Raw genomic sequence first — 20050 nt, 5'->3', positions numbered from 1 at the left:
CAATGGCTATCTTCCTCACCAAGGAGAGCAAGGTCATCGTCCAGGGGATGACCGGCTCCGAGGGCCAGAAGCACACCCGGCGCATGCTGGCCTCCGGCACCAACATCGTCGGCGGCGTCAACCCGCGCAAGGCGGGCACGACCGTCGACTTCGACGGCACCGAGGTGCCCGTCTTCGGCACGGTCAAGGAGGCCATGGAGGCCACCGGCGCCGACGTCACCGTCGTCTTCGTCCCGGAGAAGTTCACCAAGAGCGCGGTCATCGAGGCGATCGACGCCGGGATCCCCCTCGCCGTGGTGATCACGGAGGGCATCGCCGTCCACGACACCGCCGAATTCTGGGCCTACGCGGGGTCCAAGGGCGACAGGACCCGCATCGTCGGCCCGAACTGCCCCGGCCTGATCACCCCCGGCCAGTCCAACGCGGGCATCATCCCGGCCGACATCACCAAGCCGGGCCGCATCGGCCTGGTCTCGAAGTCCGGCACGCTGACGTACCAGATGATGTACGAGCTGCGCGACCTCGGCTTCTCGACCTGCGTCGGCATCGGTGGCGACCCGATCATCGGCACCACTCACATCGACGCCCTCAAGGCGTTCGAGGCCGACCCCGACACCGACCTGATCGTGATGATCGGCGAGATCGGCGGCGACGCCGAGGAGCGGGCCGCGGACTTCATCAAGGCCAACGTCACCAAGCCGGTCGTCGGCTACGTCGCGGGCTTCACCGCCCCCGAGGGCAAGACCATGGGCCACGCCGGTGCCATCGTCTCCGGCTCCTCCGGCACCGCCCAGGCGAAGAAGGAGGCCCTGGAGGCCGCGGGCGTGAAGGTCGGCAAGACGCCGTCCGAGACCGCCCGTCTGGCGCGCGAGCTGCTCGCCGGCTGACACGGACGACGCCGAACGGCGCGGGCCCGCAACCCCTCGGGAGTGCGGGCCCGCGCCGTTCGGCGTCGTTTCGGCGGGTCCCGGGGCCGTCCTCAGCCGGCCGCCCGGTCCTGCTGCCCGCCCGGGGAGGACTCGGACACGGCCGGGACCCCGGCCTTCCGCGGCGCCTGCCGCGCGGAGTCGTGCGCCTGCGGTCCGGTGAGGGACGCCAGCAGCGCCGCCGCGGCCACCAGCGTGGTCGCCCCGAACGAGGCGCCCGTCCGCAGCCGTACCGTCCGCTCGCTGCCGTCGCGCGCCGTGCGGGCGGGCGGGAGCCCGGGCAGGGACTCGGCGTCCGCCAGCTTCTCCAGCAGCGAGCGGATGATCTCCCCGCGCCGGTCCGGCGCGACACGGCGCAGACCGGGCACGTACTCGGCCAGCGCCTCGCGCGCGTGCATCAGCCGTGCGGCCGTGGCGGCGGTGCTCGCCTCGCTCTCGGCGGCCGTCTCCGACAGCCCCAGCCCGAGGCCGTCGTGCAGGAGGAGCGTGCGGCGGTAGGAGGGCGGCAGGTCCAGCAGCGCTTCCGGCGGCAGCCCTCCGCCGCTCCCCTCCGGACCGGTCCTTCCCGCCCCGCTCCCCGCGTCTTCCCGCCGCGCCGCGCGGCGGCGGGGATCCAGCCGGTGCCAGGGCGAGAGCGCGTGGTCGTACGCCGCCGTCCGCACCCAGCCGGCCGGATCCCGGTCAACGGCGACCTCGGGCCACCGCTCCCACGCCTGCCGGAAGGCGTGGCGCACGGCCCGTCCGGCCAGCGTCCGGTCGCCGGTGAGCAGATACGTCTGGCGCAGCAGCGGCCCGGCCAGGCGCGCGTAGAGCAGGTCGAACGCCTCGGCCGGTCCGTCCGCCACCGCCGGACGGGGGAGGTCCGCGGCCTCCGTGAGCCCCGGCGACGGCCCGGCGGCGGGCTCCGCGTGCTCGGCGGCTTCCGGGGCCGCGTCCTCGGCGGGCGCGGGAATGGAGAGTGTCTCGGTCATGCTGGCCGCCCCCTACGGGTCGTCATGATTGCGGCGGTATGGATGCCATACCGCCGCACTGTATGAAAAAACTGCATAGCGTACTGTGTGCGACACATCGACTGTTTCCCCACTACCGGGACTGATCGGGCGTTGTTGGCAGCATGTCGGCGTGTACCCCATGACCCGCCGCGACGCGTCGCCCTCCCCACCGTCCCCGCATGCCCTCGCGCTCGTCCGTCATGCGCCGGTTCCTCCCCGTGACCGTCTTCTCGACGGTGCGATGGCCGCAGGCCTGGGCCTGGGCGGACTCGCAGTCCTCGTCATGCTGCTGTGGATCACCTCACCCCACCCCGACGACGGCCCCGGCGGCGCGCTGCGTATCACCGCCGGCCTCTGGCTGGTGGCACACGGTGCCCCACTCGTCCGTACCGAAACCCTCAACGGTTCCCCCGCGCCGGTCGGGCTGGTGCCCCTGCTGCTGTGCGCCGTACCGGTCTGGCTGCTCCACCGCACGGCCCGCGGCGCGGTCCGGGGGCCGGTCCCCGCCCGTGTCCCCGGTGAAGACCCCGGTACGGGTCCCGGCGAGGGAGGCCCCGGCGCGGCATGGCGTGCCACGTGCTGGATCGCCGCCGGATACCTGCTGGTCGCGGCGGCCGTCACCGTCTACGCGGCCTCCGGCCCCATCCGGGTCGATCCGCTGGGCGCCGCGCTGCGCCTGCCCGCCGTGGTGGCCGCCGCCGCGGCCGCGGGGACGTGGACGGGCCTCGGACGGCCGCTGCCCGAGGCCCCGCTGCGGCTCCTGCGCCGGACGCGGCGGCGGACGGAGCGGCCGGCGCTCACACGCGCCGGGGCGTCGGCCGCCCTGCGCGGCGCCGCCGCGTCGGCCGCGGCGCTGTGCGCCGGGGGCGCACTGCTGGCGGCGGGCGCCCTGCTCTGGCATGTGGCCACCGCCCAGCGGACCGCGTTCCCGTCGCCGGAGCAGCCGATCCCGGCGTGGCCGGGGCTGGCGGCGGTCCTGCTGCTGGCCCTGGCCCTGACACCCAACGCGGCCGTCTGGGGCGCGGCCTACGGCCTCGGTCCCGGGTTCACGCTCGGGGGAGGCAGCGCGGTGCGGCCCGCTGCCGTGACCGGCCTGCCGCCGCTGCCGGACTTCCCGCTGCTGGCCGCCGTACCGGCCGAGGGGCCGGGCACCCCCGTGACCTGGGCCGCGGCGCTTCCGGTCCCGCTGGCGGGCGGACTGCTCGCGGCGTGGTGCGTGGCGCGTACGGCCGTGCCCGCCAGGGGAGGCCGTGCGGAGCTCGACGGGCGGGCGACCGTCCGCGCGGCCGCGCTGGCCGCCTGCGGCTGCGGTGCGGCGATGGCGGCGCTGGCCGCGTGCGCGGGCGGTCCGCTGGGCACGGGGGCGCTGGCCCACCTCGGCCCGGACTGGCGGCTCACCGGGGCCGCGGCGCTGGGCTGGACGGCCGTCCTGGGGGTGCCGGCGGCCCTGGCCCTGCGGTCCTGGCGGCTGCGCCCGGTCCGCGGTCACTGATGTCAGGCGGCCGCGGAGCCCCCGGCGGTCTCCCGCGGTCGTCGCGACCGCGCCCCGCCTCACTCCTGGCGTTCGGGTTCACCGAACAGCGGGCGCAGTTGCTCGGGCAGATGCCGCTCGCACGCCTCGCGCGAGGAGTTGGTGAGGGCGTCCTCGACGCAGACGAAGTAGTCGCGGTAGACGAGCTGGACGGTGAACTGCGCCGCGATGATCACCAGCGCGAGGATTCCGGTGACCAGCCCGGTCACCGCCGCCGCCAGCTGCGGCCGGCCCGAGCGGCCGGCCTCCGGGCCGGCGGGGGCGGGCGCCCGGCCCGCGCCGGGCTCCGGCGCGGTGGAGCGGTCGGTACCGGCCACGTCCTCGGGCCGGGCGGCCGCCCGGCCGGTCCCCGCGCCTGAGCCCGTACCGCCGCCGGTGCCCGGCTTGCCGCGGACGGCGCCGATGCCCCAGTACACGGCCAGCGCACCCAGCGGCACCGCCAGCCAGGGGAGGCCGAAGAAGGCGAAGATCAGTCCCCAGCCGCCGATGACCAGGGCGTACCGGGCCCGGCGCTGGACGGGGTCGGTCGGATCCCAGCGCATACCGCCGGGCGCGCCCCCCTGCCCGCCGCTCTGCTCCGGACGGCCGCCACCGCCGAAACCGCCGCCCTGGCGGCCCGGCTGGCGGCTGCTCCACCTGCTGCCCCAGTCGGGCGAGGAGCCCTCCGGCCGGTCGCCGTTTCGGCCGTCGCCGTCGCCGTCCCCGTCCCCGTCGCCTCGCGGGGAGTCCGGCGAGCCGGAGGAGTCGGGCCCCCGGGACCCGCGCGGACGCCAGGGCTGTTCGGGGCGGCCCTCGGGCGGCGCGGCGAAGGGGTTGTCGTTCTCCCGGTCGCGGGAGAGCCGGTCGCGGGAGAGCCGGCCGGGGGAGGGGGACGGGCCGGAGAGAGGCAGGCCGGAGGGGGACGGACCGGAGGAAGGCCGCCGCCGGAGCGGGCCCGGGGTGGTGCCGGTCGGAATCCCGGTCGAGGTCTCAGGGGCCGCGCGGCGTCGTCGGTCCGTCATGTGCTCTGTGTCTTCCCCTAGATGTCGTCCCGGCCCCGGGCCGTTCGCCGATGTGTGGCCCTGACGCTACCGGGCGGCCGTCACCCCGTCCCGGGGGGGCCGTCCGGTGTGCCGGTATCGTTGCTGACGGTCGGCCGCTTCGTAGGGTTCCCCGGATTCGTCCGCCCCATGGATTCGTACGACCGTACAAAGCCGCACCGTCCCATCGAGAGATCCGAGAAGAGCCTCCTCGTGGCTTCCGCTTCCCGTTCCTCCGCCGCCCACTCCCCGGCCCGCGTCGTGGTCCTCGTATCGGGTTCGGGCACGAACCTCCAGGCACTCCTCGACGCCGTCGCCGAGGAGAGGCCGGACGCCTTCGGCGCCGAGATCGCCGCCGTCGGAGCCGACCGCGACGGCATCGCCGGGCTGGAGCGCGCCGAGCGCGCCGGGCTGCCCACCTTCGTCTGCCGCGTGCGCGACCACGCCGGCCGGGATGCCTGGGACCGCGCACTGGCGGAGGCGGTGGCGGCGTACGAGCCCGATCTGGTGGTCTCCGCCGGTTTCATGAAGATCGTGGGCAAGGAGTTCCTCGCCCGGTTCGGCGGGCGCTTCGTCAACACCCACCCCGCCCTGCTCCCCAGCTTTCCCGGCACCCACGGCGTGCGCGACGCGCTCGCGTACGGCGTGAAGGTCACCGGGTGCACCGTCCACTTCGTCGACGACGGCGTCGACACCGGCCCGATCATCGCCCAGGGCGTGGTCGAGGTGCGGGAGGAGGACGACGAATCCACGCTCCACGAGCGGATCAAGGAAGTCGAGCGGCGGCTGCTCGTCGACACGGTGCGACGCATCGCCCGCCACGGCTACCGCATCGAGGCAAGAAAGGTCATTCTCGGTCATGACTGAAGGCTCCGAGACCACCGCGGCCACCAGGCGGCCCGTCCGCCGTGCGCTGGTCAGCGTCTACGACAAGACGGGCCTGGAGGAGCTGGCCCGCGGCCTGGACGCGGCGGGCGTCAAGCTCGTCTCGACCGGCTCGACGGCCGCGCGGATCGCCGCCGCGGGCGTGGAGGTCACCCGGGTCGAGGAGCTGACCGGCTTCCCCGAGTGCCTGGACGGCCGGGTGAAGACCCTCCACCCGCGTGTGCACGCCGGCATCCTGGCCGACCTGCGGCTGGAGGACCACCGCCGGCAGCTCGACGAGCTGGACGTGGAGCCCTTCGACCTCGTCGTCGTCAACCTCTACCCCTTCCGCGAGACCGTCGCCTCCGGCGCCTCCCCGGACGAGTGCGTGGAGCAGATCGATATCGGCGGCCCGTCGATGGTCCGCGCCGCGGCCAAGAACCACCCGTCCGTCGCCGTCGTCGTCAATCCCGGCCGCTACGGCGAGGTGCTGAAGGCCGTCGCCGACGGCGGCTTCGACCTCGCCACCCGCAGGCGGCTGGCCGCCGAGGCGTTCGCGCACACCGCGGCCTACGACGTGGCCGTCGCCTCCTGGTTCGCGGGCGACTACGCCCCGGCCGACGAATCCGGCTTCCCCGAGTTCCTCGGCACCGCCTACCAGCGCTCCAGCGTGCTGCGCTACGGCGAGAACCCGCACCAGGGCGCCGCCCTCTACAGCGACGGCACCGGCGGTCTGGCCGGCGCCGAGCAGCTGCACGGCAAGGAGATGTCCTACAACAACTACACGGACACCGAGGCCGCGCGCCGGGCCGCCCACGACCACGCCGAGCCTTGCGTGGCGATCATCAAGCACGCCAACCCCTGCGGCATCGCCGTCGGCGCGGACGTCGCCGAGGCCCACCGCAAGGCCCACGCCTGCGACCCGCTGTCCGCCTTCGGCGGTGTGATCGCCGTCAACCGCCCGGTCTCCGTCGCCATGGCGGAGCAGGTCGCCGAGATCTTCACCGAGGTCATCGTGGCGCCGGACTACGAGGACGGCGCGGTTCAGGTGCTGGCCCGCAGGAGGAACATCCGCGTGCTGCGCTGCCCCCAGGCCCCGGCCGCACGCCTGGAGCACAAACCGGTCGACGGCGGCGCGCTGCTCCAGGCCGCCGACCGCCTCCAGGCCGACGGCGACGACCCCGCCGCCTGGACACTGGCCACCGGCGAGGCGCTGGACGCGGCGGAGCTGGCCGAGCTGGCCTTCGCCTGGCGCGCCTGCCGGGCGGTGAAGTCCAACGCGATCCTGCTGGCCAAGGACGGTGCCACCGTCGGCGTCGGCATGGGCCAGGTCAACCGGGTGGACTCCGCCAAGCTCGCCGTCCAGCGTGCCGGCGAGGAGCGGGCGCGCGGCTCCCACGCGGCCTCCGACGCCTTCTTCCCCTTCCCCGACGGCCTTCAGGTCCTGGCGGACGCCGGCGTGCGTGCGGTCGTCCAGCCGGGCGGTTCGGTCCGTGACGAGCAGGTGGTCGAGGCGGCGAAGGCGGCGGGTGTGACGATGTACCTCACGGGCACCCGGCACTTCTTCCACTGAGGTGGACGCATGTCAGGCCGCGCCCCGGCGGGGGCGCGGCCTGCGGCGTACGCGGGCGGCGGTGCCGGTCTCAGGTGCGCGGGCGGTTGAACCAGGCCGCCGACTCGGCGGAGGACAGCAGCACGATGCAGATGATGCCGAGCACCAGCCACAGCAGCCCGAGCGGCAGCGTGGCCAGGCCGATCAGCACCAGGACGGCCGACCAGACGACGCCCGCGATCCGCAGTCCGCCTCCGCCCTGCGGGAACTTCACGGCCAGCACGATGCCGACGATCGCGTGGAGCAGGAAGAAGACGAACAGCGTGTAGTAGATGCCGGTGCCCACGCCCAGGTCACCGTAGGTCTCCTCCAGGTCGTCCTCGGCCGCGGCGAAGGTGACGATCGCCAGCAGTGAGAAGAGGGCCTGGAGCCCGCCGGCGATGAAGAAGATCATGCGGGACGAGTTGACCTTGCGCGGCATCGCCCCGGGCGTTCCGCCGGGGAAGCCCATCGGGCCGGGCGGCGGAGCCAGCGGATGCTCCTCGCCGCCGCCGTAGGGGCCGTGGTGCCCGCCCGGCTGCCCCTCGGGAGGCGGCTGCCCCCCGGGAGGCCGGTCGTACGGGTTCTTCCGATAGGGATCGTTCGGGGTGTTCGGGTCGGAGCTGCTCATGGCGTTTCCTCCGGTTCCTCCGGTTCCTCCGGGCGGTCTGTGCGGTGACCGGACGTCGGGGGGCCGCACCGCGGCCCCCCGCGGTGCGGTCCCCGATGCCTGCGCCCTTGCGCGGCGCCTGCCGGGCGGGCCGCGCCACTCCCTCAAGGACCACCCTTCCCAGTACCGGCCCGCGCATCCCCGGCGGGTGCGGGGACGCGCCGGAACGGAGGAGGGGCCGGCGGACGGGACTGCTACCGCTGCTGCTCCACGACGACGCTCTTGACCACCTTGTCGGCGAAAGTCTGCTTCTTGTCGTCCCACAGCGGCCACAGGTAGCCGATGTAGCAGGCCGCGCCGTCCAGGAAGTGCGCCAGCTTGCGCACGAAGGCCATGCCGAAGCCGAGCGGCTGCCCGTCGGCCTCCCTCAGCACGCTGATCTTCAGAGCCTTCTTGCCCGGAGTCTGCCCGGTCCTGCCCTCCTTGTGGATCAGCCACAGATGGCCGGCCAGGGAGAGCAGGGCACCGATGGCGATCAGCGGCCAGGCGCTGCCGGGCACCTCGGCCGCGTTCTGCGCGCAGACCGCGTCGCCGATGGGGCAGCTGTCGGCCGCGTCGATGATCGCTCCGAGGAACTGCGCGTAGCCGACGGACATCAGGATCCCGGGGATCAGGCCGACGATCAGACCGTCCAGCAGGGCCGCGCCGACCCGGGCGCCCCAGCCCGCGTACGGCGGCATGCCACCGCCGTGGGGCGGCTGCTGGGGGTGGTGGGAGGCGTACGCCCCGCCGGGCTGCTGCGGGTACTGCGGGTACTGGGGGTACTGGGGGTACGCGCCCTGCAGCGGCACACCCTGCTGCGGGTGGCCGTAGCCGGGCTGGGGAGGCTGGCCGTACGGGTCCTGCGGGTGACTCATGAGCGTATTCCTTACGCGCGGACGAAACGGGGACGGTCGGGGCCGAGGGGATGTCCAGGAGGACGTCCGAAGGAACACCGCGGCGCCCCCGCAGCTCCGCTGCGTGAGGAACGGGTCGTACAAGAGCGTGCCTCCCCCGTGCGCCGCACCCGTCGGCCCCCGCGGGCACGGCACCCGCGACCATGCTGGTGGGGATGGATGACGCTGTCCAGACAAGACGGGGAGCCGTGGCGAATCCGCAACGCTTCCGGCCCGGCCGGCCCGGGGAGCGAGGCGTTCCGCGACACCCTTCTCACTCTCCGTGCCGAAGGCGCCGCGGGGTGCGGACGCGATTGGAGACCGGGCCCCCGTATCCGGGAGGATGGCCCCCATGACCGCCCAGATTCTCGACGGCAAGGCCACCGCAGCCGCGATCAAGACCGAACTCGCCGCCCGTGTAGAAGCCCTGAGGGCGCGCGGCATCCAGCCCGGCCTGGGCACGCTCCTGGTCGGCGACGACGTCGGCAGCCAGAAGTACGTGGCGGGCAAGCACCGCGACTGCGCCCAGGTGGGCATCGCCTCCATCCAGCGCGAGCTGCCCGGCACCGCCTCCCAGGAGGACATCGAGGCGGTCGTCCGCGAACTCAACGAGGACCCGGCCTGCACCGGCTACATCGTGCAGCTCCCGCTGCCGCGCGGGATCGACACCAACCGCGTCCTGGAACTGATGGACCCGGCCAAGGACGCCGACGGGCTCCACCCGACGAACCTCGGCCGTCTGGTGCTCAACGAACGGGCCCCGCTGCCGTGCACCCCCAACGGCATCGTCGAGCTGCTGCGCCGCCACAAGGTGGAGATCGACGGGGCGGACGTGGCCGTCGTCGGCCGTGGCATCACCGTCGGCCGCTCCATCGGACTGCTTCTCACCCGCCGCTCGGAGAACGCGACGGTGACCCTCTGCCACACCGGCACCCGGGACCTGGGAGCGCATCTGCGACGGGCGGACATCGTGGTGGCGGCGGCCGGGGCGGCGCACCTGGTCCGCCCCGAGTACATCAAGCCGGGCGCGGCCGTGCTGGACGTGGGCGTCAGCCGGGACGCGGTTACGGGGAAGATCGCCGGCGACGTGCATCCGGACGTCGCGCAGGTCGCCGGGTGGCTCTCGCCGAACCCGGGCGGCGTCGGCCCGATGACGCGGGCGATGCTGCTGGCCAACGTGGTGGAGGCGGCGGAGCGCGCCGCGGGTGCGGACCGTGTCGGCTGAGACGGGGGCCGAGGAGACCGGAACGGCCGAGGAGTCCGGAAAGAACGGGGAGTCCGGGACGGCCGGGGGGAGCGCCGGCGCCCGTCGGCGCCCCTCCCGGCGGTTCCCCCTGATCACCCGTGACACCGCCCGCCCCGAGGGGGGCGGGCGGGCGGCCCCCGGGGACGCCCCCGCGCCCGCGCGGCAGTGGCCGCTGCTGTGCGTGCTGGCCGGGACGGCCGTCGGCCTGCTGGTGACGCTCGGCCACTTCCGCGCGGGTCCGCTGACCGTCGGCCTGTCCCTGCTCGCCGGCGCCGTGCTGCGCTGGGCCGTGCCGTCGGTGGGGATGCTCGCGGTGCGCTCCCGCTTCACGGACGTGGTGACGTACGGCGTGCTGGGCACGGCGATCGTGCTGCTGGCGCTGATGGCGCAGCCCGAACCCGTGCTGGAGATCCCTTTCCTGGAGGACATCGTCCACTTCACGATCCGCTGACCGGGCCGGAGCCGCCGCCGTGGACGCGGATGCCCGCGCACGGCGGGAGTTGGCCGATTCCGGACGGTATGACGGCGGGAATCCGGGGCATGCGATCCCTCGTACCCCCCACGGGTGCGGTACGTCCCCGCGGCCGCCCGCCGTTCCCCCCCTCCGGCGGGCGGCTGCCCCCGGAGCGGGACCGTCGGATAGCCTGACGCCAGGTCTCTTGATGTAGAGATACGTTGGAGACCCAGCCGCCACTGTCAGGTAAAACGGAGACCGCCATGACCCGCACTCCCGTCAATGTCACCGTCACCGGCGCCGCCGGCCAGATCGGCTACGCGCTGCTGTTCCGCATCGCCTCCGGTCAGCTGCTGGGCCCGGACGTGCCGGTCGCGCTGCGCCTCCTGGAGATCCCGCAGGGTCTCAAGGCCGCCGAGGGCACCGCGATGGAGCTGGACGACTGCGCCTTCCCGCTGCTCAGCGGCATCGAGATCACCGACGACCCGAACAAGGCGTTCGACGGCGCCAGCGTCGCGCTCCTGGTCGGCGCACGCCCGCGCACCAAGGGCATGGAGCGCGGCGACCTGCTGGAGGCCAACGGCGGCATCTTCAAGCCGCAGGGCAAGGCCATCAACGACCACGCCGCGGACGACGTCAAGGTCCTGGTCGTGGGCAACCCGGCCAACACCAACGCCCTGATCGCCCAGGCCGCCGCCCCGGACGTACCGGCCGAGCGCTTCACCGCCATGACCCGCCTGGACCACAACCGGGCCCTGTCGCAGCTCGCGAAGAAGACCGGCACCCCGGTGTCGGAGATCCGCCGCCTCACCATCTGGGGCAACCACTCGGCCACCCAGTACCCGGACGTCTTCCACGCCGAGGTCGCGGGCAAGAACGCCGCCGAGGCGGTGAACGACGAGAAGTGGCTGGCCGAGGACTTCATCCCGACCGTCGCCAAGCGCGGCGCCGCCATCATCGAGGCCCGCGGCGCCTCCTCGGCCGCCTCCGCCGCCAACGCCGCCATCGACCACGTCCACACCTGGGTCAACGGCACCCCGGAGGGCGACTGGACCTCCATGGGCATCCCCTCGGACGGCTCCTACGGAGTCCCCGAGGGTCTGATCTCCTCCTTCCCGGTCACCTGCTCCGGCGGGAAGTACGAGATCGTCCAGGGCCTGGAGATCAACGAGTTCTCGCGGGCGCGCATCGACGCCTCCGTGAAGGAACTGGAGGAGGAGCGCGAGGCCGTCCGCGGTCTCGGCCTCATCTGACCCGGCACCGCTCCGGATCCGTTCCGGAACGCCTGCGCGCCGAAGGCCCCCGGCTCTTTCGAGCCGGGGGCCTTCGGCGCGCAGGCGCCGGACCTTTCCCCGTATTCGTCCGGGTACGTCATGTAGTGCCAGCAATGTCCTCCATATCCGTGCATCACCTTAAATCCATTCACATAGAACCCAGGTGATCATGGTTTCCTGTGTGAAGCACGCCACTCGCCATGGATTAAGAGAATGAATTCCTCGGTATGGGGCATGGGACCGGGTCGCTCGGCCTGCCGGGCGGCAACAGCACCATGCGAGGAAGGCATTACGGAACGTGTCGGCAATCGAGACCACGCACATCGACGGGGAGTGGCGCCCCTCCCTCTCCGGAAGAACCAGGGAGGTCCTCGACCCCGCCGACGCGACGGTGCTCGCGGTCGTCTCCGAGGGCGGCGCCGAGGATGCCGACGCCGCCGTCGAGGCCGCCCGCCGCGCCTTCGACACCGGCGCCTGGCCGCGCACCCCCGTCGCCGAACGGGCGGCGCTGCTGCGACGTACCGCCGACCTCCTCCAGCGCGACCGCGAGCAGATCGCGCTCACCGAGTCCATGGACACCGGCAAGACCATCGAGGAGGGCCGCGTCGACGTCGACGACGTCACCGCGGCCTTCCGGTACTTCGCCGACCAGGCCGTGAGCAGCTCCGGCGGGCGCGTGGCGGACGCGGGCAGCCCGGACGTGCACAGCATCGTCGTCCACGAACCGGTCGGTGTCTGCGCGCTGATCACCCCCTGGAACTACCCGCTGCTCCAGGCGAGCTGGAAGATCGCCCCGGCGCTGGCCGCGGGCAACACCTTCGTCGTCAAGCCCAGCGAGGTCACCCCGCTGTCCACCGTCCACCTGATCCGGCTGCTGGCCGAGGCCGGCCTCCCCGCGGGCGTGGCGGGCCTGGTCACCGGCGCGGGCGACCCGGTCGGCGCCCGGCTCTCGGAGCACCCCGGCGTGGACCTGGTCTCCTTCACCGGCGGCCTGGCCAGCGGCACCAAGGTGGCCGCCGCCGCGGCCGCCACGGTCAAGAAGGTCGCCCTGGAACTGGGCGGCAAGAACCCCAACGTCGTCTTCGCCGACGCCTGCGCCACCGAGGAGGGCTTCGACACCGCGGTCGACCAGGCCCTCAACGCAGCCTTCATCCACAGCGGCCAGGTCTGCTCGGCCGGCGGGCGCCTCATCCTGGAGGAGTCCGTCCACGACCGCTTCGTCACCGAACTCGCCCGCCGCGCCCGCCGCATCCGGCTCGGCCGCGGCACCGAGCCCGGCGTCGAGTGCGGCCCGCTCGTCTCCCAGCGGCAGCTCGACAAGGCCGAGGAGTACGTCGCCTCCGCGATCGCCGAGGGCGCCGTCGTGCGCTGCGGCGGAGAGCGCCCGAAGCCCTCGGACACCCTCCCGGCCACCGGCTACTTCTACCCGCCGACCGTCCTGGACCGCTGCGACCGCACGATGCGCGTGGTGCGCGAGGAGGTCTTCGGCCCGGTCCTGACGGTGGAGACCTTCCGCACCGAGGACGAGGCGGTGGCCCTGGCCAACGACACCGAGTACGGCCTGGCCGGCGCCGTCTTCTCCGCCGACACCGCCCGCGCCCGCCGGGTCGCCGCCCGGCTGCGCCACGGCACCGTGTGGATCAACGACTACCACCCCTACCTGCCGCAGGCGGAGTGGGGCGGCTTCGGCCGCTCCGGCACCGGCCGCGAACTCGGCCCCTCGGGGCTGGACGAGTACCGCGAGACCAAGCACGTCTACGAGAACCTGCGCCCCGCGCCGGTGCGCTGGTTCGCCGGCTGACCGCGCCCGGGCCGGCCGTCCCGCACCCGGGCGCCTCCGCGCCCCGCCCACTCCCGCGCACCCCCGACGCAACACCCTGTAGGAGCACCACCTTCATGCCCAGCAACACCACCTACGACTACGTGGTGATCGGCGGCGGTACGGCCGGCTCGGTGATCGCCTCCCGGCTCGCCGAGGACCCCGGCACCACCGTCGCCCTCATCGAGGGCGGCCCCTCCGACGCCGACCGCCCCGACGTACTGACCCTGCGCCGCTGGCTCGGCCTGCTCGGCGGTGACCTCGACTACGACTACCCCACCACCGAGCAGCCACGCGGCAACTCCCACATCCGGCACAGCCGCGCGCGCGTGCTCGGCGGCTGCTCCTCGCACAACACCCTGATCTCCTTCAAGCCGCTGCCCTCGGACTGGCAGGAGTGGGAGGACGCCGGGGCGAGCGGCTGGAACGCCATCGCGATGGAGCCCTACTACCACCGGCTGCGCAACAACATCGTCGCCGTCGACGAGAAGGACCGCAACGCCATCGCCCGCGACTTCGTCGACGCCGCACAGGCGGCCCTCGGCGTACCGCGGGTGGAGGGCTTCAACGCCAGACCGTTCACCGAGGGCGCCGGCTTCTTCGACCTCGCCTACCACCCGGAGGACAACAAGCGCTCCTCCGCCTCCGTCGCCTACCTCCACCCCCACATGGAGGCCGGCGACCGGCCCAACCTGGAGCTGTGGCTGGAGACATGGGCCTACCGACTGGAGTTCGGCGGGGACGGCGGCCGCCGCGTCACCGGCGTCCACGTCCGCACCGCCGACGGCGAGGAGACGCCGGTGACCGCCCGGCGCGAGGTCGTGCTGTGCGCGGGCGCGGTGGACACCCCGCGGCTGCTGCTGCACTCCGGCGTCGGACCGGCCGCGGACCTCCGGGCCCTGGGCATCCCGGTCGTCCACGACCTGCCGGGCGTCGGCGAGAACCTGCTGGACCACCCCGAGTCGGTCATCGTCTGGGAGACCGACGGCCCCATCCCCGAGAACTCGGCGATGGACTCCGACGCGGGCCTGTTCGTCCGCCGGGACCCCCGGTCCCCCGGCCCCGACCTGATGTTCCACTTCTACCAGATCCCCTTCACCGACAACCCCGAGCGGCTGGGCTACGAACGCCCCGCCCACGGCGTGTCGATGACCCCCAACATCCCCAAGCCCCGCAGTCGCGGCCGGCTCCACCTCACCAGCGCCGACCCCTCGGTCAAACCGGCGCTGGACTTCCGCTACTTCACCGACGCCGAGGACCACGACGCCCGCACCCTCGTCGACGGCATCCGCATCGCCCGCGAGATAGCGGCGACCGCGCCGCTGGCCTCCTGGCTCAAGCGGGAGGTCTGCCCCGGCCCGGACATCACGTCCGACGAGGAGCTGAGCGAGTACGCCCGCCGGGCCGCCCACACCGTCTACCACCCCGCCGGCACCTGCCGCATGGGCGCGGCCGACGACGAACTGGCCGTCGTGGACCCGCACCTGCGCATCCGCGGTCTGGACGGCGTCCGCATCGCCGACGCCTCGGTCTTCCCCACCATCCCCGCCGTCAACCCCATGATCGGCGTGCTGATGGTCGGCGAGAAGGCCGCCGACCTGCTCCGCGACGACCGCACCGAGCCCGACGACGAACCCGACGACACCACGACACCGGGAGGTGCCGCGTGACCGCAGCCCCAGCCACCCCGTCCGCGACGGATACCGTGACGCCGGAGGCCGACGACCCGGTGTTCTCCGTCCGGAACCTGTGGAAGGTCTTCGGTCCCAAGGCCGGACGCGTCCCCGGCGACACCTCCCTGACCGGGCTGTCCGCCGCCGAGGTGCGCGAGCGCACCGGCTGCACCGCCGCCGTCCGCGACGTCTCCTTCGACGTCGCCCGCGGCGAGGTCTTCGTCGTCATGGGCTTGTCCGGCTCCGGCAAGTCCACCCTGGTGCGCTGCCTGACCCGGCTGATCGAGCCCACCTCCGGCACCCTCCACATCGACGGCGAGGACGTCCTGGCCATGGACCGGGCCCGGCTGCGGGAGCTGCGCCGCACCCGCGCCGCCATGGTCTTCCAGCACTTCGGCCTGCTGCCGCACCGCACCGTCACCGACAACGTCGCCTACGGCCTGGAGATCCAGGGCGTGGGCAGGGCCGAACGCCGCGCCCGCGCCGCCGAGATGATCGAGAAGGTCGGCCTCGCCGGACTCGGCGAGCGCCGCCCCGGCCAGCTCTCCGGCGGCCAGCAGCAGCGCGTCGGCCTGGCCCGCGCGCTCGCCGTCGACCCCGAGGTGCTGCTGTTCGACGAGCCGTTCAGCGCGCTGGACCCGCTGATCCGCCGCGACATGCAGGAGGAGGTCATCCGGCTCCACCGCGAGGAGGGCCGCACGATGGTCTTCATCACCCACGACCTGTCCGAGGCGCTGCGCATCGGCGACCGCATCGCGCTGATGCGCGACGGCGAGATCGTCCAGCTCGGCACCCCCGAGGAGATCGTCGCCGCCCCCGCCGACGACTACGTGCGCGACTTCGTCCGCGACGTGCCGCGCGAGCAGGTCATCTCGGTGCGCCGCGCGATGCGCCCGGCCCTGGCGGGCGAGGCCGGCACCGGCGTCGCACTCGCCCCCGGCACGGTGGTCGCCGAGGCGATCGAGGCCGTGGCGCGCAGCGGCGAACACGTCCGCGTGGTGGAGGACGGCCGCACCCTCGGCGTCGTCGACCACGCCCGGCTGCTGGCCGTCGTCGCCGGACTGGACCCCGACGCCGGGCCGGACCCGGATCCGGCCCCGGACGCAGGCGGCCCCCATACCACCGGCGGGGAGGTGGCCGCCGTATGACGACCGCCACCCCCGCCCCCTCCGCCCGGACCCCGGAACCGGGGAAGCCGGAGAACCGGCGGAAGCCCGGGAAGACCGCCTCCACCCCGTCCGGCTCCGGCCCGGACCGGGAGGGACCGCCGGGCCGCCCCGGCGCCCTGCGCCGCCTGGCCGCCCTCGTCCCCGGCCGGCCGGCCGTCCGGAGACTGCTCGTCCTCGCCCTCCTCGCCCTCGTGGCGCTCCCCGTCGCCGCCTCGGCGTGGGGCAGCGGAAGCTGGCCGGACGCCCTGACCCACGACGTCCGCCCGCCGCTGGACGAACTGGACGCCTGGCTGGTCGACAACCGCGAGTCGCACTGGCTGTTCCTGTACTTCCTGCTGCACATCAGCAACAACGCGGTCTCCGCCGTCGACGCCGTCCTCGCCCTCCTCCAGGGGCTCGGCTGGACGGGCGTGACGGCCGCCGCCACCACCCTCGCCTGGTTCGCGGGCGGCGCGGACTCCGGCCGCCGCGCCCTGCGCACCGCCGCGACCGCCCTGGGCGCCTTCGCCGTGATCGGCCTGCTGGACCTGTGGGCACCCGCCATGGAGACCCTGGCGCTGATGGCCGTCGCCGTCGCCGCCGCCGCGCTGACCGGCGTACTGCTCGGTCTGGCCGCCGGACTCTCCGACCGCTGCGAGCGGCTGCTGCGCCCGGTGTTCGACACCATGCAGGTGATGCCGGCGTTCGCCTACCTGCTGCCGTTCGTGCTGCTCTTCGGCATCGGTACGCCCTCGGCCCTGGTCGCCACCGTCATCTACGCGGCCCCGCCCATGGCCCGGCTCACCTCGCTCGGCCTGCGCGGCGCCGACCCGGCCGCGCTGGAGGCCTCCGCCTCGCTGGGCGCGAACGCCTGGCAGCGGCTGTTCACCGCCCGGCTGCCGCTGGCCCGCCGGCAGATGCTGCTCGGCCTGAACCAGACCATCATGATGTGCCTGTCGATGGTCGTCCTCGCCTCGGTCATCGGCGCGGGCGGCCTGGGCGACGAGGTCTTCACCGCCCTGTCGCGGGTGGACGTCGGCCAGGCGCTCGGCCCCGGAATCGCCATCGTGCTCATCGCGATCTGGCTGGACCGCACCACCGCCGCCGCCGGGGCGCGCCTGGACGACGTCTCCGCCCCCGCGAGCCGCGGGCGCGCCTGGTCGGTGCGGGCCGCCGCCGCGGCGTTCGTCGCCGCCGCCTCGGTGGCCGGCTCGGCCGCCCTGGGACGGCAGTGGCCCGAGCAGTGGACCGTCGGCATCTCCGGCCCGGTCAACACCGCCGTCGACTGGATCACCGAGAACCTCGGCTCCGGCATCCCCCTCGTCGGCGGCACCGTCACCTGGTCGGAGAACTTCGCCCGCTGGGTGCTCAACCCGCTGCGCGACGGACTCCAGGGTGCCCCCTGGTGGCTGCTGCTCCTGGCCGCCGCCGCCCTCGCCCTGCTGACGGGCACCTGGCGCACCGCACTGACCGCCGTGGCCGCGCTGGCGGCGGTCGGCGTGATGGGCCTGTGGCCCACCTCGCTCAACACCCTCTCCCAGGTGCTCGCCGCACTGGTGGTCACCCTGCTGCTGGGCGTCGCGATCGGCGTCCTGGCCGCCCGGGTGTCCTGGGTGGACCGGGCCATCCGGCCGGTGCTCGACGTGATGCAGACGATGCCGCAGTTCATCTACCTCATCCCGGTGGTGGCGCTGTTCAACGTCGGACGCACCGCCGCGATCATCGCCGCCGTGGTCTACGCGCTGCCCGCGGTCATCCGCATCACCGCCCAGGGCATCCGGGAGACCGACCCGGGCGCACTGGAGGCCGCCCGCTCCATGGGCGCCTCCACCGGCCAGCAACTGCGCCACGTCCAGCTCCCGCTGGCCCGGCCCGCCCTGCTGCTGGCCGTCAACCAGGGGGTCGTCCTCGTCCTGGCCATCGTCGTCATCGGCGGCCTGGTGGGCGGCGGAGCGCTCGGCTACGGCGTCGTCTACGGCCTGCAGAAGAGCGAGCTGGGCATCGGCCTGACCGCCGGCGCGGCGATCGTCTGCCTCGGCGTGCTCCTGGACCGCATCACCCAGCCCGCCGCCGCCCACCGCGACCGGCACTGACCCGGACCCCACACCCCACCCCCCTTTCCGCACAACAGAAGGAGAACCCCGGAATGAACACCGGCAAGACCAGCAGACGCATACGCACCACCCTGGCCGCCGGATCGGCCGTCCTCGGCATGGCCGCGCTCAGTGCCTGCGGCGCCGCCGACACCGGCGCGTCCTCCGGCGGCGGCGACACCGTCACCATCGCCGTCCCCTCCTGGGTCGGTGCCGAGGCCAACGCGGCCGTCACCAAGCACATCCTGGAGGAGGAGCTGGGCGTCAAGGCCAAGCTCCAGCAGATGGACGAGCCGGTCGCCTGGGACGCGCTCGACAGCGGCAAGGTCGACGCGATCCTGGAGGACTGGGGCGGCGTCCCCAAGAAGGAGAAGCGCTACATCGAGGAGCGCAAGACGGTCGTGGAGGCCGGCGACCTCGGGGTGACCGGTCACATCGGCTGGTTCGTGCCCAAGTACTTCGCCGACGAGAACCCCGACGTCACCGACTGGAAGAACCTCAACAAGTACGCCGACGAGCTGAAGACCACCGAGAGCGGCGGCAAGGGCCAGCTCCTGGAGGGCTCGCCGTCGTACACCACCAACGACGACGCGATCATCAAGAACCTCGACCTGGACCTGAAGACGGTCTACGCGGGCAGCGAGGCCGCGCAGATCACCCAGATCAAGAAGTACGTCAAGGAGAAGAAGCCCTTCCTGACGTACTGGTGGACGCCGCAGTGGCTGAACGCCGAGATCGACTTCGTCGAGGTGGAGCTGCCCGAGTACACCGAGGGCTGCGACGCCGACCCGGAGAAGGTCGCCTGCGCCTATCCCAACACCCCGCTGCAGAAGTACCTCAACGCCGACTTCGCGAAGGACGGCGGCGACGCCGCGCAGTTCCTGAAGAACTTCAACTGGTCGACCGAGCAGCAGAACCAGGTCGCCAAGTGGATCGCCGGCGACGGCATGTCCTCGGAGGACGCGGCGGCCAAGTGGGTCAAGGAGAACAAGTCCACCTGGGAGAAGTGGCTCCCGTAAGGACCTGCCCCGCAAGGGACGGCCGCACGGCCGCGGGCCCGGAACGCACTCGCGTTCCGGGCCCGCCGTTCTGCCGGCGGACCTACTCCTCGGGCTCGGCCACGAAGCTGCCGAGCCCCGGCACGGTGTGTGTGGCGCCCCTCGCGCGCAGCCGGCTGAGTACCTTCTGCGCGGCTGCCCGGCCCCGCCGGCCTTCCACGACCCGGCCCGTGTCCGGGCCGAGGCGGACACCGGACGCGGCTGGACGTACGAGACCGCGGCCCTCACCGTCCACGCCCGCCGTATCGCCGAACCGGCCGAACCCGTCCACCGAGCGGCCCTGTTCGGCTGCCCGGACCGGAGGGGGAGCCGGGGATGACGCACCACCGCACGCGCCGCGTGCGGCTGGAGTCGTGCACCTGGACCACCCTCCTGGTGGTCGTCTCCACCGTGGCCGTGGTCCTCCTCGTCCAGGCCGCCCACCGCGGCTGACGCGCACGGCCCCACGCCCGCCGGGTGGGGAGGGAACGCCCTCCCCACCCGGCGCGGGGCGGGAGGCGAGGACACATGTCCGAGCGTCGGAACAGACACACACCGATAGGTTGAGCACATGTCACGCAGGGTCGAGAGCATCGCCGTCACCGGCCACAAGTCGATCAGGGCGACCGAGCTGACCCCGGGACCGGTCACCGTCCTCGTCGGCCCCAACGGCGCGGGCAAGAGCAACTTCATCGACGCGGTCGAACTGCTCGGCCGCATCGCCGACGGGGACCTGCGGATGGAGGTCGGCCTGCGCGGCGGGGCGGAAGCCATGCTGCACGACGGCGCGACGCAACTCCGGCGTCCGGCCCCGGAGGAACTGGCGGCGTGACTCCCG

Annotated in this window: 17 protein-coding genes; 13 read left to right on the top strand and 4 right to left on the bottom strand. The window is 73.7% G+C overall.

The features are described 5' to 3' along the window. The first annotated feature begins 2 nt into the window (after positions 1 to 2). Entirely contained in the window at positions 3 to 887 is an 885-nt protein-coding gene (gene sucD, locus ACGRHY_RS09890; RefSeq protein ID WP_394635023.1) for a succinate--CoA ligase subunit alpha, read from the top strand. Positions 888 to 979: 92 nt separating this feature from the next. Here the strand turns inward: sucD and ACGRHY_RS09885 are convergent, their stop codons facing one another. Continuing rightward, positions 980 to 1897 (bottom strand): SigE family RNA polymerase sigma factor, encoded by a 918-nt coding sequence (locus ACGRHY_RS09885; protein WP_394635022.1) that lies wholly within the window; start codon positions 1895 to 1897, stop codon positions 980 to 982. A gap of 262 nt (positions 1898 to 2159) precedes the next feature. Here ACGRHY_RS09885 and ACGRHY_RS09880 point away from each other — a divergent pair, with 262 nt between their 5' ends. After that, the gene (locus tag ACGRHY_RS09880) at positions 2160 to 3410 is read left to right on the top strand and encodes a cell division protein PerM (RefSeq protein ID WP_394635021.1); all 1251 of its coding nucleotides are present in this window, start codon (positions 2160 to 2162) and stop codon (positions 3408 to 3410) included. Between the two features lie 59 nt (positions 3411 to 3469). On the opposite strand, the gene ACGRHY_RS09875 is transcribed toward ACGRHY_RS09880, so the two are convergent. Further along, the gene (locus tag ACGRHY_RS09875; protein WP_394635020.1) at positions 3470 to 4450 is read right to left on the bottom strand and encodes a hypothetical protein; all 981 of its coding nucleotides are present in this window, start codon (positions 4448 to 4450) and stop codon (positions 3470 to 3472) included. A 231-nt stretch (positions 4451 to 4681) separates the two neighbouring features. Between ACGRHY_RS09875 and purN the strand changes: the two genes are divergently transcribed. Then, on the top strand, positions 4682 to 5335 hold the full coding sequence (gene purN, locus ACGRHY_RS09870; protein ID WP_394635019.1) for a phosphoribosylglycinamide formyltransferase: 654 nt from the start codon (positions 4682 to 4684) through the stop codon (positions 5333 to 5335). Further along, a complete protein-coding gene (gene purH, locus ACGRHY_RS09865; RefSeq protein WP_394635018.1) occupies positions 5328 to 6905 on the top strand; it encodes a bifunctional phosphoribosylaminoimidazolecarboxamide formyltransferase/IMP cyclohydrolase in 1578 nt (525 codons plus the stop codon). The genes purN and purH overlap by 8 nt, the downstream gene beginning before the upstream one ends. A gap of 70 nt (positions 6906 to 6975) precedes the next feature. Here purH and ACGRHY_RS09860 read toward each other — a convergent pair whose 3' ends face one another. Both ACGRHY_RS09860 and ACGRHY_RS09855 read right to left on the bottom strand, forming a co-directional pair. Next, positions 6976 to 7554 carry a hypothetical protein gene (locus tag ACGRHY_RS09860; protein ID WP_394635017.1) on the bottom strand — a complete coding sequence of 193 codons (579 nt, stop codon included), beginning with the start codon at positions 7552 to 7554 and terminating at the stop codon, positions 6976 to 6978. Between the two features lie 233 nt (positions 7555 to 7787). Then, positions 7788 to 8450: an RDD family protein gene (locus tag ACGRHY_RS09855; protein WP_394635016.1), complete on the bottom strand. Its 663-nt coding sequence runs from the start codon at positions 8448 to 8450 to the stop codon at positions 7788 to 7790. A gap of 370 nt (positions 8451 to 8820) precedes the next feature. Between ACGRHY_RS09855 and ACGRHY_RS09850 the strand changes: the two genes are divergently transcribed. The 9 genes from ACGRHY_RS09850 to ACGRHY_RS09810 all read left to right on the top strand — a co-directional run bounded on the left by ACGRHY_RS09850 (position 8821) and on the right by ACGRHY_RS09810 (position 20044). Next, positions 8821 to 9693, top strand: coding sequence for a bifunctional methylenetetrahydrofolate dehydrogenase/methenyltetrahydrofolate cyclohydrolase (locus ACGRHY_RS09850; RefSeq protein WP_394635015.1), 873 nt, complete (start codon positions 8821 to 8823; stop codon positions 9691 to 9693). Next, a complete protein-coding gene (locus tag ACGRHY_RS09845) occupies positions 9683 to 10165 on the top strand; it encodes a DUF3017 domain-containing protein (RefSeq protein ID WP_394635014.1) in 483 nt (160 codons plus the stop codon). Before ACGRHY_RS09850 ends, ACGRHY_RS09845 begins: the two co-directional genes overlap by 11 nt. Positions 10166 to 10431: 266 nt before the next feature. Beyond that, on the top strand, positions 10432 to 11421 hold the full coding sequence (locus ACGRHY_RS09840) for a malate dehydrogenase (protein WP_394635013.1): 990 nt from the start codon (positions 10432 to 10434) through the stop codon (positions 11419 to 11421). A gap of 319 nt (positions 11422 to 11740) precedes the next feature. After that, on the top strand, positions 11741 to 13243 hold the full coding sequence (locus tag ACGRHY_RS09835; RefSeq protein ID WP_394635012.1) for an aldehyde dehydrogenase family protein: 1503 nt from the start codon (positions 11741 to 11743) through the stop codon (positions 13241 to 13243). A 95-nt stretch (positions 13244 to 13338) separates the two neighbouring features. After that, entirely contained in the window at positions 13339 to 14931 is a 1593-nt protein-coding gene (locus ACGRHY_RS09830; protein WP_394635011.1) for a GMC family oxidoreductase, read from the top strand. Beyond that, on the top strand, positions 14928 to 16082 hold the full coding sequence (locus ACGRHY_RS09825) for a quaternary amine ABC transporter ATP-binding protein (protein WP_394635010.1): 1155 nt from the start codon (positions 14928 to 14930) through the stop codon (positions 16080 to 16082). The genes ACGRHY_RS09830 and ACGRHY_RS09825 overlap by 4 nt, the downstream gene beginning before the upstream one ends. Further along, on the top strand, positions 16079 to 18175 hold the full coding sequence (locus ACGRHY_RS09820) for an ABC transporter permease subunit (protein WP_394635009.1): 2097 nt from the start codon (positions 16079 to 16081) through the stop codon (positions 18173 to 18175). The genes ACGRHY_RS09825 and ACGRHY_RS09820 overlap by 4 nt, the downstream gene beginning before the upstream one ends. Before the next feature lie 53 nt (positions 18176 to 18228). Then, the gene (locus ACGRHY_RS09815) at positions 18229 to 19194 is read left to right on the top strand and encodes an ABC transporter substrate-binding protein (RefSeq protein WP_394635008.1); all 966 of its coding nucleotides are present in this window, start codon (positions 18229 to 18231) and stop codon (positions 19192 to 19194) included. 589 nt (positions 19195 to 19783) lie between these two features. Next, positions 19784 to 20044: an AAA family ATPase gene (locus ACGRHY_RS09810; RefSeq protein ID WP_394635007.1), complete on the top strand. Its 261-nt coding sequence runs from the start codon at positions 19784 to 19786 to the stop codon at positions 20042 to 20044. Positions 20045 to 20050 lie beyond the last annotated feature (6 nt).

Origin of the sequence: Streptomyces shinuiensis (assembly GCF_043660855.1) — a bacterium.
Classification (GTDB): Bacteria; Actinomycetota; Actinomycetes; order Streptomycetales; family Streptomycetaceae; genus Streptomyces.
Note: the sequence above shows the minus strand (reverse complement) of the source record. Positions and strands in the feature narration are given on the sequence as shown.